Annotated in this window: 13 protein-coding genes; 7 read left to right on the top strand and 6 right to left on the bottom strand. The window is 35.3% G+C overall.

Annotated elements, in window-relative coordinates; all coding sequences use genetic code 11:
- Positions 1–1,260 (top strand): amidohydrolase family protein (locus tag VKY47_RS10090; RefSeq protein ID WP_324312503.1); only part of this gene is annotated, 1,260 nt, incomplete at its 5' end.
- Between the two features lie 90 nt (positions 1,261–1,350).
- On the opposite strand, the gene VKY47_RS10085 is transcribed toward VKY47_RS10090, so the two are convergent.
- A complete protein-coding gene (locus VKY47_RS10085) occupies positions 1,351–2,523 on the bottom strand; it encodes an MFS transporter (RefSeq protein ID WP_324312501.1) in 1,173 nt (390 codons plus the stop codon).
- Positions 2,524–3,042: 519 nt separating this feature from the next.
- On the opposite strand from VKY47_RS10085, the gene VKY47_RS10080 reads away from it, so the two are divergent.
- From VKY47_RS10080 to VKY47_RS10065, 4 genes are all read left to right on the top strand, one after another.
- Positions 3,043–4,200, top strand: a complete 1,158-nt coding sequence (locus VKY47_RS10080; protein WP_324312499.1) for a baeRF7 domain-containing protein — start codon at positions 3,043–3,045, stop codon at positions 4,198–4,200.
- 320 nt (positions 4,201–4,520) lie between these two features.
- Positions 4,521–6,293, top strand: coding sequence for a TrkH family potassium uptake protein (locus tag VKY47_RS10075; RefSeq protein WP_324312497.1), 1,773 nt, complete (start codon positions 4,521–4,523; stop codon positions 6,291–6,293).
- Positions 6,294–6,304: 11 nt separating this feature from the next.
- Positions 6,305–6,991 carry a potassium channel family protein gene (locus VKY47_RS10070; RefSeq protein ID WP_324312495.1) on the top strand — a complete coding sequence of 229 codons (687 nt, stop codon included), beginning with the start codon at positions 6,305–6,307 and terminating at the stop codon, positions 6,989–6,991.
- A 35-nt stretch (positions 6,992–7,026) separates the two neighbouring features.
- Entirely contained in the window at positions 7,027–8,187 is a 1,161-nt protein-coding gene (locus tag VKY47_RS10065; RefSeq protein WP_324312493.1) for a pyridoxal-phosphate-dependent aminotransferase family protein, read from the top strand.
- Positions 8,188–8,290: 103 nt separating this feature from the next.
- Here the strand turns inward: VKY47_RS10065 and VKY47_RS10060 are convergent, their stop codons facing one another.
- The 3 genes from VKY47_RS10060 to VKY47_RS10050 are packed head-to-tail and all read right to left on the bottom strand — an operon-like array spanning position 8,291 to position 12,001.
- Positions 8,291–9,298 carry an ABC transporter ATP-binding protein gene (locus VKY47_RS10060; RefSeq protein WP_324312491.1) on the bottom strand — a complete coding sequence of 336 codons (1,008 nt, stop codon included), beginning with the start codon at positions 9,296–9,298 and terminating at the stop codon, positions 8,291–8,293.
- A gap of 2 nt (positions 9,299–9,300) precedes the next feature.
- Positions 9,301–10,965, bottom strand: a complete 1,665-nt coding sequence (locus tag VKY47_RS10055; RefSeq protein WP_324312508.1) for an ABC transporter permease — start codon at positions 10,963–10,965, stop codon at positions 9,301–9,303.
- Positions 10,946–12,001 (bottom strand): Fe(3+) ABC transporter substrate-binding protein, encoded by a 1,056-nt coding sequence (locus VKY47_RS10050; protein WP_324312489.1) that lies wholly within the window; start codon positions 11,999–12,001, stop codon positions 10,946–10,948. The genes VKY47_RS10055 and VKY47_RS10050 overlap by 20 nt, the downstream gene beginning before the upstream one ends.
- Positions 12,002–12,364: 363 nt before the next feature.
- Between VKY47_RS10050 and VKY47_RS10045 the strand changes: the two genes are divergently transcribed.
- The gene (locus VKY47_RS10045; protein ID WP_324312487.1) at positions 12,365–12,802 is read left to right on the top strand and encodes a DoxX family protein; all 438 of its coding nucleotides are present in this window, start codon (positions 12,365–12,367) and stop codon (positions 12,800–12,802) included.
- A 173-nt stretch (positions 12,803–12,975) separates the two neighbouring features.
- Here the strand turns inward: VKY47_RS10045 and VKY47_RS10040 are convergent, their stop codons facing one another.
- The gene (locus VKY47_RS10040) at positions 12,976–14,685 is read right to left on the bottom strand and encodes a 3-ketosteroid-delta-1-dehydrogenase (protein WP_324312485.1); all 1,710 of its coding nucleotides are present in this window, start codon (positions 14,683–14,685) and stop codon (positions 12,976–12,978) included.
- A 995-nt stretch (positions 14,686–15,680) separates the two neighbouring features.
- Between VKY47_RS10040 and VKY47_RS10035 the strand changes: the two genes are divergently transcribed.
- Positions 15,681–16,259, top strand: a complete 579-nt coding sequence (locus tag VKY47_RS10035; protein WP_324312483.1) for a HutD/Ves family protein — start codon at positions 15,681–15,683, stop codon at positions 16,257–16,259.
- Between the two features lie 61 nt (positions 16,260–16,320).
- Here the strand turns inward: VKY47_RS10035 and VKY47_RS10030 are convergent, their stop codons facing one another.
- Positions 16,321–16,761 carry a DsrE family protein gene (locus VKY47_RS10030; protein ID WP_324312481.1) on the bottom strand — a complete coding sequence of 147 codons (441 nt, stop codon included), beginning with the start codon at positions 16,759–16,761 and terminating at the stop codon, positions 16,321–16,323.
- Positions 16,762–17,154 lie beyond the last annotated feature (393 nt).

The following is a 17,154-nucleotide window of genomic DNA, read 5'->3' as shown; positions in this document are numbered from 1 at the left end:
AATAAATCTATAATGAAAAAAAAGTTCTTTAATGCGAAAATTTATCGCAACGATACCGCAACCGAAATGATAGTTGAGAATGGAAAAATCACACATATAGGAACTAACTTACCAAAATGTGAAGAAGAAATTGACCTTGGTGGCAAGCTTGTGTTGCCTCCTTACGTAGACCCACATTTGCATTTGGATTATGTATATACCTTGTCTGAACTTGGTCAAGAAGGCGCTGGCTCAGGTACGCTGTTTGAAGCCATTGAATTATGGCCAAAATTTAAAGAAACCCTGACGGTAGAAAGTGTGAAAAGATTGGCAATGAAAGGAATTAAAGATGAGGTTTCCCAAGGTGTACAGCACATCCGAACTCATATAGACGTTACAGATCCAAATTTTACAGCATTAAAAGCGATGTTGGAAATGAAAGAAGAACTAAAAGACACGGTTGATATTCAAATTGTAGCTTTTCCACAAGAAGGCATGTACATGTATAAGGGTGGACTTGAGTTAGTGGAAGAAGCTCTTAAAATGGGAGCTGATGTTGTTGGAGGAATTCCGCATTATGAACCTGCTAGAGAATTTGGAGACAAATCCGTTCATGATATTGTTCGACTTGCCTTAAAACATGATAAAATGATTGATGTTCACTGTGATGAAACAGATGATACACATTCACGTTTTGTAGAACTCTTAAATGCCCTTGTCCTTATGGAAGATTATGGCACACGAACCACCGCAAGTCATACCTGTTCCTTTGGTTCAGCAGATAATTCTTATGCTTTTAGGATGATGGATTTGTTCCAAAAGAGTAAGATGAACTTTATTGCTTGTCCAACTGAAAACGCCTATCTGCAAGGTCGCCAAGATACCTATCCGAAAAGACGTGGATTAACTAGAGTGAAAGAATTTATAGAATCAGGCATTAATGTTGCTTTTGCACAAGATTCCATAAACGATCCATGGTATCCAATGGGGAATGGAAACATGATGAATATTTTGGACAATGGAATTCACTTAGCTCAAACGATGTCTCCAGAGGAAATAAAAACAAGTTTTGACTTAATCACCTATAATGGGGCACGTTGTTTAAACATTCAAGACAGTTATGGTTTGGAAGTAGGAAAAGCAGCCAACTTTATTGTTCTGAATGAATCTACTGTTTATGAGGCGATTCGTAAAAGAGTAGATGTATTAGCATCTGTACGTAATGGTAATTTCCTATTCCGTCGTAAGGAAATGGCTTATGATATTCCTTTGAGTTTCTAAGTGTGATTTTCATATTGTAACTATAAAAAAAGACTGTTATCCAATTGGTAATAGTCTTTTTTATTTCAAACCAAATAGGCTTTGCTGAGATTAACTCAAAGATTTTTTAGCAAAAAAGGAAATGATCATACCTGGAATGGATAAAGCAATAGCAAGATAAATTAAACTCATTGGAGAATAAACTCCAAGCAACATTCCGGCAGCAGAAGATGCAATCATAATGGATAAGTTAAATACTGATGATTGAACTGAAGTAGCAACGTCCTTGGCAGTTTCTACCTGTCTGCTTACGGCTGCCTGCAACAGGGTAACTAATGGACCAAATGAAAGCCCCCATAAAAAGAAAGCAAAATGCCCCATTCCTGTTGTTCTTCCGAACATTAGAAAAATAACCATAGAGATAATCAGCAAGGCAAACATGGCAATAGTTAGCAGTCTCAAGTGTTTATCAGTGTATTTGATGGCTAACAATACAGAAATCAAAGATCCTATTCCAAAAAACAACAAGGCGCTTTCTACTCCTCCTGCCAACTGAATTTCGTCAACAAGACTTGTGATATAAACATAGACACCGTAATGCGCTATCACGCCAAGCAGTGTAAGTAGAAGAACAATTAAAACTGCCGGTATTTTTAACAGCGCAAATGGCGAGGAGCTTTTAGTCAGTTTCTCTCCCGGAATGGAGGGCAAGGCAAAAAAGCTGATTAAAGCAATAACAATAATAACGCCCCCAAGCCCAATAAACTCTGTTCGCCAGCCATAATCATTACCAATGGCGGTCATAATGGGCATCCCAATACTAATGCCCAAGGTAGTCCCTGCCATGATTACTGCAATCGCTTTCCCGTGATGCTGCTCATCTACCAATCGCATTCCGTATGCGGCAATCATTGGCCACATAACTCCAGCACAAATTCCACCGATAACTCTTAATACAATAATGATGGTGTAATCATAAACAAGTCCTGCAATAATATTGGAAATAGCGAACCCACCAAGTAAAATCAGCAACAAATATTTGCGGTTGAATTGCATGGTCATTGAAATAAGCGGAATTGCAAAAATTGCAGAAGCAATGGCGTAGTAACCCACCAAATTTCCTGTTTGTACCTCGCTAATATTTAAATCGGCCATCATTAGTGGTAGAACACCCGAAGGCATTAACTCCGACAGTATTCCTACAAAAGTTACAGACGACATCAATATCATAATCAGCCATGGAAAAACACTTTTAGTTTGTTCCACTAAGTTTTGTTTACTCATATTGTTTCTTTTTTACTTGTTTAAAATCTGGTAACTAATCTGATGTTAACTTAGTGTTAATTTGATAGATTGACAACACATCCCTGTTATTTATTTGACAATCTTATCGGTTAAAAATTGAATAATGGCATAGCTTCAGTTCCCTTTTAGCTAATGGCCGAAATCTTCAGTATTATCAGTGCAATGTTGAAAAAATAAAATATTTATGAGTATCAATCCAGTTTCGCTGCGGTTTTCAATTTAAGGATTTCACCCTTATAGGAATACAGCCATGGCAGTTATCAAAATAAAAAATGCTATCCTCTCAAAGCAAAAGATTTTTATGCTTACAGGTCTTACTTCAAAACCAATTCTATCTTAAAAAAACAAAAAACAGTCACCTTACAAACCAATATGTATATTATTGACAATCAATCACAAAGAACTGATATCCCTCATTGCACAAGAGTTATTTTAAACGTATATTGATAATATTAATAAAGAATTATTCGAAATTCTTAAACCTAAAACAGAAAGAATATGACATTGATAACTAAAAAAAACATTACCGAATTACACAATATAAATCAGGAAAATTGTATTTCAATTTTTATTCCAACACATAGAGCGGGTAAAAAAGTCTTGCAAGAAGAAGATCCACTATCTCTAAAAAACCAATTAAAAGATGTGAAAGAGAAGTTGACCCAAAAAGGTCTTAATTCTGATGAGATTGATACCTTAACACAGCCAGTCCAAAAACTAATCGATAATAGTTCGTTTTGGCGAGAGCAATCTGACGGTCTTGCCATTTTTGCAGCCGATGGTTTTTTTGAAAGTTACACACTTCCTGTTCACTTTAAAGAGCATAACTACCTATCAAATTCATTCTATTTAAAACCATTGATGCCTATGTTTGTAGGTGATGGTAGTTTTTATTTATTAAATCTTGAAAGGGACAATGTGAAATTATACGAATGTACAAAACACAGTTTTACCGAAATTGCCGTTGAAGATTTAATACCAGAAACCAAACAAGATCGCGTTGGTTTTGATTATGAAGAAAAAAACCTTCAATTTAGATCTGGAGCTACAGGATCTGGTCAACCTATGTATCATGGACAGGAAGCAGCTACGGGCAAAAGAAAAAATGAAATCAAAAAGTATTTTAGGGCCATTAATGATGGGCTTGCCACTGTTTTTAGAGACAAGACGATGCCATTGCTAATTGCGGCTCAAAGCCCCCTTTTTGACATCTATAAGGAAGTAAATAGTTATCAAAATCTCATGGAGGAAAGTTTAACGACCGATTTCAGCAATACCGACATTTTTGAGATCCATGAATTAGCTTGGGAAAGAATGGCCCCTGTATTCGATCAAAAACGAAAGGAAGACATTTCACAGTTCTTGGAAGAGCAAGGAAAGGGCACCACGTCGATTGGGATTGGCAAAATTTTACCAGCAGCCTTTCATGGTCAAATTGAAGCCTTATTTTGTGAAAATAAAGAAGATATTTTTGGTTCATATAAAGAGGAGAAGGATGTTATAACGGTTACTGAAGGTGAAGAAAATGACAAAAACATTTCATTAATGAATATAGCTGCCATAAAAACCTTCTTAAAAGGAGGCAATGTTTATTTATTAGATAAAGAAGAGATGCCAAATCCTAATTCAAGAGTAAATGCCTTGTATAGGTATTAAGAATAGCAACTAGATTTTGCCCCAATTCCTTATTTTTGGATAGAATTCCATACAGATTAACATAAACTGTATCCAAAAGTTTAGACCTATATATACTTAATTTTTAATAAAATGAGCTCGATATTCTATCGGGCTCATTTTTATTATAGTTTATATACAAATACACGTCTCGCTTTTTCATTAACTACTACTACAAATATTTTTTTAAGATCTAGAACTGAGGAATTATAATTACGTAAAAACCATTAACTTTGTTGGTGTAACTTATAGAAACAAACTCCTAAAAAGTTTTTCAATTTGTTGTGATTTTGTGAAATATTATGTCATTCAACCAAAGTAATTTAAGACTACTTACATCTTACTCTTTCTACATTGCTTTCATAATAAGCATTTTAGGATTAGCACTCCTTGTTGCAGATTTTGGTTTTAATCAATCCTCCCAGTTTCAGATTTATTTAAACACATGTTATTTTATAGTTCTCATTGTAGGTATTTCGACCACGTTATTACGTTATATCTTTAAATATAAATCCTTAAAGGTTAGCGTTTTAATTTTTGACAGTTTAACCATTCTACTCACGCTTGCCATTTTAATAGCTCATTTTTTTGGAGAAGAAGCGACCCAACATATAGCCACACTATATGATGACAATTGGGTTAAATTAGCCATAATACTGACCTTTATACGAGAATTTTCCGAACAGAACATTTCGTATAAACGAACATTTTTAAACCCTGCCCAATTATTTGTACTAAGTTTTTTGATCATAATTCTTATTGGATCTCTTTTGCTGATGTTGCCCAACGCTACCTATAATGGTATTTCTTATATCGACGCACTCTTTACGTCCACTAGTGCAGTATGTGTTACAGGACTAATAGTAGTGGATACGGGGAGCTACTTTACAACATTTGGGCAAACAATTATACTTATATTAATTCAAGTCGGTGGCCTAGGCATACTAACCTTTGCAAGTTATTTCAGCTATTTCTTTAAAGGTGGTGAAACTTATGAGAACCGATTGACATTAAGCGATATGACCGGTTCCAAAAAAATTGGAGAAGTGTTTTCAACTTTAAAACAGGTTATTCTGATAACTTTTTCCATTGAACTTTTTTCAGCGGTAATAATTTATTTCACACTCGACAAAACCATCTACCAAACATTTATAGAACGTGCATTCTTCTCGGTTTTCCACTCCATATCAGCATTTTGTAATGCAGGCTTTTCCACCTTATCAAATGGTCTGTTTGACAATGGCTTCAGATATAATTATTCATTACAACTTGTTATAATTTTCTCCTTCGTCCTAGGCGGACTTGGATTCCCTATTGTGGTTAATCTTTTGAAATACATAAAATATTTTTTTAAGAAAAAATTCTTGTTCTACTCGGGCAAGGAACAATTACACCAACCTTGGGTTTTAACACTTACAAGTCGTATTACATTGGTAACAACAGCTATTTTAATTATAGTAGGCACAATTCTGTTTTATCTAAATGAATATCATAATACTTTGGCTGAACATAGTGGTTTTGGCAAGATAGTTACCGCACTATTTGGAGCTACAACCCCTCGTACTGCGGGCTTTAACACCGTAGATATGAGCGCTCTTAATTTTTCTACTGTTCTACTTGTAATTCTGTTAATGTGGATTGGGGCATCGCCAGCCTCCACTGGAGGAGGTATAAAAACCAATACCTTTGCCATTGCAGTCCTCAACTTTTTAAGTCTTGCAAGAGGAAAAACAAGAATAGAACTTTTCCGTAGAGAAATTGCAGACATTTCAGTACGTCGTGCTTTTGCAGCCATTACGCTTTCTTTAATAGTTATTGGCTTAGGAATTATTTTAATTTCTATTTTTGATAGTGAAAAAACCCTTGTCAGTATTGCTTTTGAATGTTTTTCCGCCTACAGCACAGTGGGTTTAAGCGTGGGCATAACATCTAATTTAAGCATATATAGTAAACTTGTAATTATTGTTATTATGTTTATTGGTAGGGTAAGCATGCTTACTGTAATGATCGCCATCTTTAAAAAGGTAAAACAACAAAATTATAGGTATCCTATAGAGGAAATCACAATCAATTAAAAAACACCATCATGAAATATATAATTATAGGATTGGGCAGTTTTGGAGCATCTCTAGCAGTAAAACTTACGGAACAAGGTAATGAGGTAATCGGTATTGATTCCAATATGAATAGGGTCGATAGTTACAAAGAAAAGATTTCGCATACAATTCAAATGGATGCAACAGATGAATATACCGTGGCAGGCCTTCCATTAAAAGACACAGATGTTGTGATAATTGCAATTGGCGAAGATCAAGGTGCCAATATAATGGCAACTGCACTTTTTAAAAACCACCAAGTTAAAAGATTGATCAGTAGAGCTGTCAATCCGCTGCACGAAAAGGTGTTGCAAGCTATTGGAGTAGACGAAATCGTTCATCCAGAAGAGGAAACTGCAGAGCGTTGGGCAAAAAAACTATGCTTTAAAGGCGTAGTGGATTCTTATGAATTGAGTAATGATTATAGCATAGTAGAAGTTAAATTACCAAAGAAATATGATGGTAAAATGATACGCGATATCAATATAAGAGAAGATTTCAACCTATTGGTGTTGACAACTATTTCAAAAAAAGAAATTAAACCTCTCATAGGTAAAAGCAGAAAAATAGATAAAGTAAAAGGGGTAGCAAACCCCAATGACATACTTTTTAGTGAAGATTTATTGGTAGTTTACGGCGCCAATATTGACATTAAAAGATTTTTAAAAGATGAATAATCCAAAAAAACGTTGTAATAATTTAACTTAAACATATGAAATCGAGAAAATTATTAATGATTCCTGGCCCAATAGAATTTGAAAGTGAAGTTATGCAATGCATGGCAGTACCAACTCCAAGCCATGTTGACCCTGATTTTATAGATCTTTTTGCGAATAGCTTAAAACTAATGAAAGAGGTTTGTAAATGTCCATCCGGTCAAGCATTTATAGTGGCAGGAACAGGCACACTTGCTATGGATATGGCCGCAGCAAACCTTATAGAAACTGGCGATAAAGCACTTGTAATATCTACTGGCTATTTTGGTCTTCGTTTTGCCGAAATTCTAAAGCGATATGGAGCTGAAGTAGATGTGCTTGAAGCGGAAGTGGGCGACATTGTACCTATGGAGCTTATTGAGCAACAACTCCAGTCCAAAAGCTATAAACTTTTAACTTTTACCCATGTCGATACCTCAACCGCTGTATTAAACGATGCTAAAAGCATAGGTGATTTAGGTAGAAAACATAAGGTTTTGACAGTTCTTGACGGAGTTTGTTCTGTTGCTGGTGAAGAAATTAAGCAGGAAGAATGGGGAATTGATGTTGTACTTACTGCCTCACAAAAAGCAATAGGTGTTCCCCCAGGGCTGGCACTTTTAGTTATTTCTCAAAATGCAATTCAAGCTTTTGAAAAACGAACAAGTCCTGTTACTAATTACTATGGAGATTGGTCGAATTGGTTGCCAATAATGAAAGCTTATGAAAATAGACAAGCATCTTATTTTGGTACACCCGCAGTTAATCTTGTAATGGCTTTAGAAAAAAGTTTACAACTTATTGTCAAAGAGGGCTTGGATAATCGTTTTGACCGACACCTAAGAGCAGGAAAAGCCATGCGAGCTGCAATTAGTGCTTTAGGTTTGGAATTACTATCAAAAAATGAACAGGTATCTGCAAACACCTTATCAGCTCCTAAATATCCAAGTCAAATAGATACTACTACTTTTTTAAAAGCAGTAAATCAAGAAGGTATAATCTTAGCTGGTGGTCTTTTACCAGAATTAAAAAATGATTATTTTAGAATTGGCCATATGGGGTCGATAAACAGAAGCGATTTACTGGCAACAATTGGGGCCCTTGAAACAGCATTGAAAAAACATGGATATTTACACGAATTAGGCTCTGGAACAACCCAAATATTGAAGCATTTCTGATAAGAATAAAAAACAATGTTTTTAACATTTACAAAAACTACTGATTGGTATTGAATTAATTTGCTAGCATTAATTATGGCAAACCAATCCTTCGATCCCACGATTAATGTTCCTGATCAAATTCTAAAATATCTTTAGAATTAAATCCAATGTAGATGGTATCTTCAATGTTTTTATCCTGTGTCACTACCGTTAATTGTTCTCCCGACTCCAGCTTCAACAATAATTGAATAGAATCTCCAAGTTCAATTTTTTTAATGACTTGAGCTGCTGTCAGGAATTCACAATCAGAATCGATAGACGAAGGACTCACTTTAATCTTTTCATTCCGGATGGCATGACAACAAGTTTCATTTAACGGACATCGAAACGCATTTTGTAAGTTTTTATTGATGTGCACAGTGCTTCCAAATAATGAAGCTACATACAAGGTATTGGGATTTATATATAGATTTGCAGCCACATCTTTTTGAATGACCTTGCCATTTTGCAAAATCAAAATCTCATCTGCTACAGAAAGTGCATCTTGTGTATCGTGAGTAACAAATAATACGGTAACTTCTGTCTTCTTAATAATATCAAAAACCTCATTTCTTAACTGTGTACGCAACATGGTATCGAGGTTACTAAAAGGCTCATCTAAAATTAACAACGAAGGTTCTGGCGCAAGGGCTCTTGCTAATGCTACGCGCTGCTGTTGCCCACCTGAAAGTTGATGTGGATACCGTTGGCCCATATCACTTAAACCAACCAAATCAAGCATTTCTTGCGCTCTTTTTTTCTTGTTCTTTACTTTTGAAATCCCGTATAACACATTTTCCGAAATCGTTAAGTGTGGAAATAGGGCATATTCCTGAAAAACCAATCCAATCTTTCTTTTCTCAGGTTGCACAAATTTATCTAAAGAAGCAATGACCTTACCACCCATTTCAATGCTACCATGATCGGGTCTTTCCAGGCCTGCAATTAAGCGAACCAAAGTTGTTTTACCACTTCCACTTTCTCCTACAATAGCACAGACCTGCCCTGCCTTCAAATTAAAAGTCACGTCTTCTATGGCGTAATTCTTACCTTTGTCAAAACTTTTTGAAAGAGATTTTATTGTTAACATGGTTATTTTTTGATCAATAATTTATTTAAAAATATCACGGGTATCATGGCTGTAAAGATAATGAAAAGAGACGGGATTGAAGCCTCCATAACCATCTCATCACTTGCATATTCAAAAGCTTTTACTGCTAACGTGTCAATATGATAAGGTTTCAAAATAAGAGTTAAAGGCAATTCTTTCATCACATCGATAAAAACCAAAATTACAGCACTAAATACTCCTGTTTTAATCAGCGGGAATTCAATCTTAAAAAAGGTTTTTAAATTTCCTACGCCTAAAACCTTAGAAGAATCCGGAATAGAATCGTCTACTTTTAAGGCGGTGGAATCTATGGGATTATACGCTACGGCCAAGAAACGAACGGCGTAAGCATAAAGTAGCGCTATTAGAGTTCCATTAATGATTAACCCAGAATCTATTCCAAAATTAGCAAGCACTGAAATTAGCCATTTGTCTAATGCGAGCGTAGGAATCATAATTCCGATGGCAATTACCGCTCCTGGAATGGCATATCCCAAAACTCCAATTCTAGAAATATTTTTAATGGCACGAAGGGTGCTCCATTTTGAGAAGTATATGAGTAAAAGCGCAAAAAACACCGTGATAATTGCCGATGAAATGGCAATGGCAAAGCTTTGAAGTGAAATGATGATAAACTCCATATCAAAAACAGTAGATGCCGTTAATACAGCCCAATAAATCAATTGTGCCACAGGTAAAATAAACCCTAAAAGAATAGGTAGAAATACTACAGAAAATATAAGCCATTGCATACTTCCTTTAGGTTCTTTTCTCTGAATTTGAGTACTATTTATTTTTGAAGAAGTGAATTTGATTTTTCGAACTTGCCATTTTTCAAAAAGGATTAACGCAAAAATAATGATGATTAATAATGCCGATAAATACACGGCTGTTTGAGGTTCTTCGAGTGAAAACCAAGATCTAAAAATTCCAGTCGTAAAAGTATTTACACCATAATATTTAGCCGCACCATAATCATTTAGAACTTCCATTAATACCAAAACCAATCCAGCAACAATAGCTGGCCTGGCAAGTGGCAACATGAGTTTGAAAAAAGTTTTCCCTTCTCCAACCCCTAACATTTTAGAAGCTTCGAGCAGATTATTGGCTTGATTAAGAAAGAATGCCCTTGCGCTAACATATACATAAGGAAACAGAGAAATACTCAATACAAATGCAAGCCCTGCTCTGTTCATGATATCAATGCGTATAAAATCCAGACCGAGTTGTCGGAATATGAGATCCATACTACCTCCGTAATCGAAAATTCCAGCATAAGCATATCCAACAATATAGGAAGGAATTGCCAGCGGAAGAATTAGTAGCCATTCCATTTGTTTTCTGAAAAGAAAGTCGAAGCGCGACACAAACCACGCAGAAGAAACTCCCAAAACCAAAACGATTATACTACAAACGATGACGAGATATAAAGAATTCCAAAGGTATTCCGGCAATAAATATTCAACGATGTGACTCCATGATTCACCAGGACCAGAAAACAGCTCTACACCAATAAATATGATGGGCAAAGCTAAGAAAAACACAATGGCCAGTGTAAAAACTGACCATCTGTTACTATCTCTTTTAAGTCTTTTAATCCTCGTTTTTAGGGAGAATGCTTCGTTTTTACTTCCACCCTGCTTCATCAAAAATCAAAACTGCTTTTTTATTAAATGCTCCTAACTTGTTTAACTCTAAATTATCTTCTTTAAAATCTCCCCAATCCTTAATATCTTTAACTGGCTCTACACTTTCTAAAATAGGATACTCGTAATTGGCATCCGTAAATACCTGTTGGGCTTCGTCGCTAATTAAATATTCAATAAATAAAATGGCATTCTCTTTATTTGGCGCATACTTAGCAACCCCTGCTCCACTTACGTTTATGTGTGTGCCTCTATCCTCTTGGTTTGGGAAAAACAAACCTATTTGTTGCGCTGTTTTTACTTCCTCGGCATCTGGAGAATTTAGCATTTTCCCGATATAATAGGAGTTAACAATTGCCAAATCGCCTTCTCCGGCGACCATTGCTTTTACTTGATCTCTATCTGAACCTTTTGGAGAACGTGCCATATTTGCTACAATTCCCTTAGCCCAAATCTTGGCCGCTTCCTCACCATCGTTGGCAATAATCGAAGCCATTAAGGACTGGTTATAAATATTAGAAGAAGATCTTACCAAAATTTTTCCTTTCCACTTTGTATTCACTAAATCCTCATAAGTTGAAAGTTCCTCTGGTTTCACTCTATCTTTTGCGTAAGCAATAATTCGGGCTCTTTTGGTTAATCCAAACCATTGGTTATCGGCATCTTGTAAATGTGAAGGAATCGAACTTTCTAAAAGTTCAGATTCGATGCTTTGTAATAATCCTTCATCTTTAGCGCGACTTAATCTTCCAGCATCTACGGTAATCAAAACATCGGCAGGAGATTGCTTTCCTTCCATTTTCATTTTCTGAATCAACTCGTCTGCACTGGCATTGATTACTTTTACTTTGATACCCGTCTTCTCTTCAAACATTTTGAAGATATCTTGGTCTGGCTGATAATGACGGTGTGTGTATACATTTACGACCTGATCCTTGATAATTTCTTGAGCTGCAGAATTGTCTTTCTTTTTGCTCTCATTTCCGCAAGCAACCAATAAGGAAAACGTTGCTATAGCTAATAGTAATTTTTTCATTGTATCTTTTTTCGAACTGCAAATATAACAATTTAGAATAGATATAAATAAGAATAGCGGTTATCATAATAATAAATTAACTTGTGTTTAGCATAACAGGAAGATATGATGTTGTATTTTCATATTGGTTTACTAAACAAATGAGCCGAGTAATATAACAAGACCAAAGTATTGGCAAACTGTAACTGTATTCTAGTATGAAAAAGATTTTGTAATCTTGAATTGCAACTTGAGCTAAACGTTATTGGATTGAAATTAGAAGAAAAAGCTGTCATGTTACTCACTTTTAAGTTATAAACACCCTAATATGGTCAAAGAAAACCAAACCAATTCAACTAATAAGTTGGTAATTAATTCATGAATATGATAAATTTAAACAAAGCAGTTAGTGCATTAACAGTGAGATTGATTTTAGGTTTAATTTTTTTAATGCAAGGATTTGGGAAAATCTTTTCTTGGGGCATGGAAAAAGTAATTAATGCAGATTTTTTTCATGGAACTTTCAAAGGTTTATTGCCCGACTTTATAATATATGCAACAGCATATTACACTTCATATATTGAGTTGATTGGAGGGTTTCTCTTAGTATTAGGATTTAGAACTAACTATGCCTTGTATGCACTTGCATCTGTTTTAGTTATTGTGACTTTTGGACATGGATTAGCCGAGCCTATTTGGGATTTATCCCATGTTATGTATCGAACCATTCTACTAGTGACCTTGCTAATATTACCAAAAGAATGGGATACGTTTTCAATAGATAGCATGATTAAGAAATATGCTTATGCCAACAAAACCTAAACTGCATTAAAATCCAGAATGGCAAAAGCCTTTAAGCTTCATGATACTTAACCAATAACGAATGATAAAATCCTTTAATCGGCACCAAAAAAGTTATTCCTGTTATAGATGCACAGATTAGGATTGGTAAGAGACGTAATTAATAGCGCCTCTTACTATAATCCCATATAAAACTAAACCTCTACTGGCGTCATATTTGCAGCATGTTCCGCTACAATATGTCCATATACCAAACCTTGACAAATGGTTCCTCCAGCGCCTGGATAAACTCTTCCAAATATATTGGCGGCGGTGTTCCCTACTGCATACAAGCCTTCAATTGCGGTTTTATCTTCCCGTAAAACCCTGCCATGCTCATCTGCTACTAAACCTCCACAGGTTCCTAAATCGGAAAGAACCACTTTTACGGCATATAATTTTCCTTTAAGTGCCAGTAAATTAGGATTGGGTTTAACTGTTGGATCCCCATAATATCTATCGTAAGCACTTTCTCCTCTTTGGAAATCTTCGTCTTTACCCGTTTCCGCTAAGGCATTGAACCTAGCAAAAGATTCTGTAAAATTCTTTTCAGGTAAGCCTGTCAACTTTGCAATTTCTTCAGCTGAATCTGCTGTAAAAGCAATTCCAGCATCATACCATTCTTTTGGCAACTTGGCTCTTGGGAAAACAGAACCGCCAAGTATATATCTATTTCGATAGGTTTGGTCGAATACCAACCACATATCTCCAATGGGCATTCCTGCTTTTTCATCTGCCAAGAGTTTTTGACCAAAGCTCATGTAATCCGTAGCTTCATTAATAAACCTCTTGCCTGTAGCATTAACAATAAAGCTACCTGGCAACGAACGCTCGGCCAAAAGAACCATTGGGTTTTCTCCTTTCTTTAATGGAGAAATAGCTGGGAACCACCAAGATTCCTGCATGAGAGCTATGTCGGCACCAATCTTCTGGGAAAGCACAATTGCATCTCCCGTATTTCCTTCTGCTCCAAAACTATAGTTTTCACCCAAAGATTTGGATTGATATTTTTGACGCATAAGCATGTTGTGGTCAAATCCACCAGCGGCCAATACGACTCCGCGTGTTACTTTTATTTCTATTTTTTTGCCTTCGTGATCTACAATCGCTCCAATTACACGTTCGCCATCCATCAGCAACTCCACTAGTTTCGTATTGGTTGCAACGGGAATGTTATTGTTGATGGCTCCAGCAAATAAACCAGCAGCTATTGCCTGACCTCCGGCTACCAAATCTTTACCAACTATTTTACCTCCTACACCTTGAAAAAGTCTTTTGAAGATAATAGGAAAAGCCTTTCCTGGCTTACGCATCATTAGGTTCATCCATTTATAATCGTATCCGGTTATCGGCATGGGCATTGGGGACTCCATAAGACCTGGTCTAAATCTTGAAATCTCATCTCCTAGTCTTTTCAAATCAAAAGGCTCACACTCGCACGTTCTTCCCAAGGCATCTCCTCCAGGTTCTTCTGGATGATAGTCGGAATAACCTTTGGCCCAAAAAAACTTCATCGGAGTTGTGCGTCGCAGCATTTCCACTGTGGCATTTCCATGCTTAAGAAAAGATTGCCATCGTTCTGGTGGCGAATCGTTTCCCACTAAAGCTTGGAGGTATTTCTCTGCTTTTTCCAGAGTATCCTTTGAGCCATTCTCTATTAGAATCGGGTTTGCCGGAATCCAAAAAGCACCACCTGATAGCGCGGTGGAGCCACCAACGTATGCCGTTTTTTCAACGATCAAGCTTTTTAATTTTTTTTCATGTCCTGCCAAGGCCGTAGCAATTCCGGTTCCCGAGCCTATAATAAGCAAATCTACCGTTGTATTTGCCGCCAGCACTTCTGCTGAATTTGTTGATTTCTTCATATATATTTTTCTACTTATTAAACCAATTAGTGAAACCCATTAGAATTTATATTCTGATCTGAACCTCCTAAAAAAACAATAATATCTCCCCTACTATACATTTCTTTTTAAAGATTTTTGGTCTTGCAGGAAAGTGTCTTTTCTCAATGATTATATTTAAAAGGTAAACTAAGCTTTTAATACCAGTAATACTATGAGGGAAGTCATTGTCCATCTCATATCATTTTAGCGGCAGTTTTAAATTGTAAGGAGTTGCTTAAAGGATGGCAATAACTTATAATGTGAATGATTCTTTTATACACAATAATCTTATTCACACACACTTATAGACAAATCAATTCTCAAATAGAAAAATAGAATCCAAAATAATTTTAAATTCACACTTCGAATTCTTTTCAAGAAAAAAATGGAGATTAAGATCTAAAATTCATTTAATATTATTAGAAACTGTATCTCGCTAAGAAAAAATTGCATCCTCTTTTTGGTTTTCTAACCTAGTATTAATTAGAGGATATATTTACTCTGTTTTTTTAACAAATCCAAATATTTAATCAAGAAAACATTTCAATGCTGTGTACTTAATTTTACATATTTCATCGTTAAACCAGAATCAAATCCACACACCTTATTTCATTTTTAAAAATACATTTACTAAATATCAAATCATTGTTAATCAGCTATTTAAGCAAACATATTGCCTTTCAAATTTTGGTAAATACTAAATATGTTCTCTTTATATATAGTATTTTTATTCATATATTTCAACTCTGAACAACTGACTGAAAGTTTTAATAAGGTACAAACTGCAGTAATTATTGATTCTTATTTCTCTCTGAAAAGTTCTACAAAATTAAAAAACGAAATTTAATAAAAACAACTGTAGGTTATAACATGCATAAAAACGCTTAATTTAGTGCCTAATCAAAAGGAAGATGCATGTTTGCTTTCCGTTAGTACATCTAAAAAATTACGTCAAACCTATAAACTTTCACCTTTTGAAAACTTCAATCCTTTCCCCTCAGCATTTCCTCACCACTAAATGGTCCGGCGGAAGCAGTACGCAACTTTATATTTTTCCTGCTAACGCCTCTTTTACAGAGCGAAATTTTGAGTTAAGAATAAGTACGGCTAAAGTAGAAGTTGAAGAATCTACTTTCACGGCCTTGCCAGGTATTCATCGGAAACTTATGATTTTGGAGGGAGAAATCAGCATAAACCATGAAGGTCAATACAGAAAACATCTTAAACCTTTCAATGTAAATAATTTTAGTGGAGATTGGAAAACCACCTCCATAGGTACCTGTACTGATTTTAATGTTATGACCACAGGCCAAAGACAATGCGAATTATATTATTTAGCGATGGGAGCAATTAGCAGTTATAAGTTAAAACCCAAAGAGACATGCAAGAATCTGTTTTTATACGCTACTTCCGGTGCTATTCATGTGCAGCTTATGGATGTAAATTACATTTTGGCAACAGGAAACTTATTGGTTATCGAAAACCTAAGTGTTTCTTATATTTCTATCAATAGTGATGAAGATTTCGGGCTTGTAGTATTGGAAATAAATTAGTAACCCTACCTCAAATAAGGACACCTAATTCCACCTTAAGAAACACCGTTTTCCTTCTAACTTATAATGTGATTGTTTTAAATCCACTTTCTTGCAAACCAAACAAGTAGATGAACCCATCAGGGGTAAATGCAATAGAACTGTGATAATCAGTTTTTTTCAAATCGAAGTGATTCATGGCAGCTTCACATACAACAATACGAATCCCAGCCTTTTCACTGATTTCAATAAAAGACTTCATGCTTTCGTCGGTAGCTAAGTCTTTAACTACTGGACCAATTAATACAATATTGAAATCCATTTTCAGATTATTGGATTTAAGGCCCTTACCTGTCATTACAGCTGCTTGAAAGTAGCGAGCATTTGAAACGAGAATAGCATATTTCCCGTCTTGTTTAACAGAGTTTTCAATAGCTGAAACACTTAATGATTGTGCGGTAGCCGGACTGTAAAAAACAGATCCTACAAAAACAAAAAGGATCATTAAAAACTGATTTTTCATACTTTCTTTTTAAGAATTGGATTAACTATTATAAATAAGTGAACTGATATCACAAATGCAAAGATAAGCTATCAATTATCCTCTAACTGTAACATTGGTTACTCAATAAAGTTTAAAGTTAAAAGGCGAATTTAAAAGAAAATTGAATTTGAAAAGTTCTTTAATCTGTTTTCAAAACTTCTTCTGGTTGGATTCCTTAAGCGTTTCTTCTTTCGTTTAAAATACAATAATTAGTATGGATTCTTATTCAGGTCGCCATTGGCAGAGTAGATTTTCGGGGCAGAATAATTTTTTTTCAAAGTCAAATCGTATTCACTTTCGTATTCATTTTGCAATTCCTGCGCAAGATAATCAAAAATCGTATGCATAAAAAAACGGTTTAGCGAAAGCCAA

This window comes from Xanthomarina sp., from assembly GCF_035306705.1.
Taxonomy (GTDB): Bacteria; Bacteroidota; Bacteroidia; order Flavobacteriales; family Flavobacteriaceae; genus Xanthomarina.
Note: the sequence above shows the minus strand (reverse complement) of the source record. Positions and strands in the feature narration are given on the sequence as shown.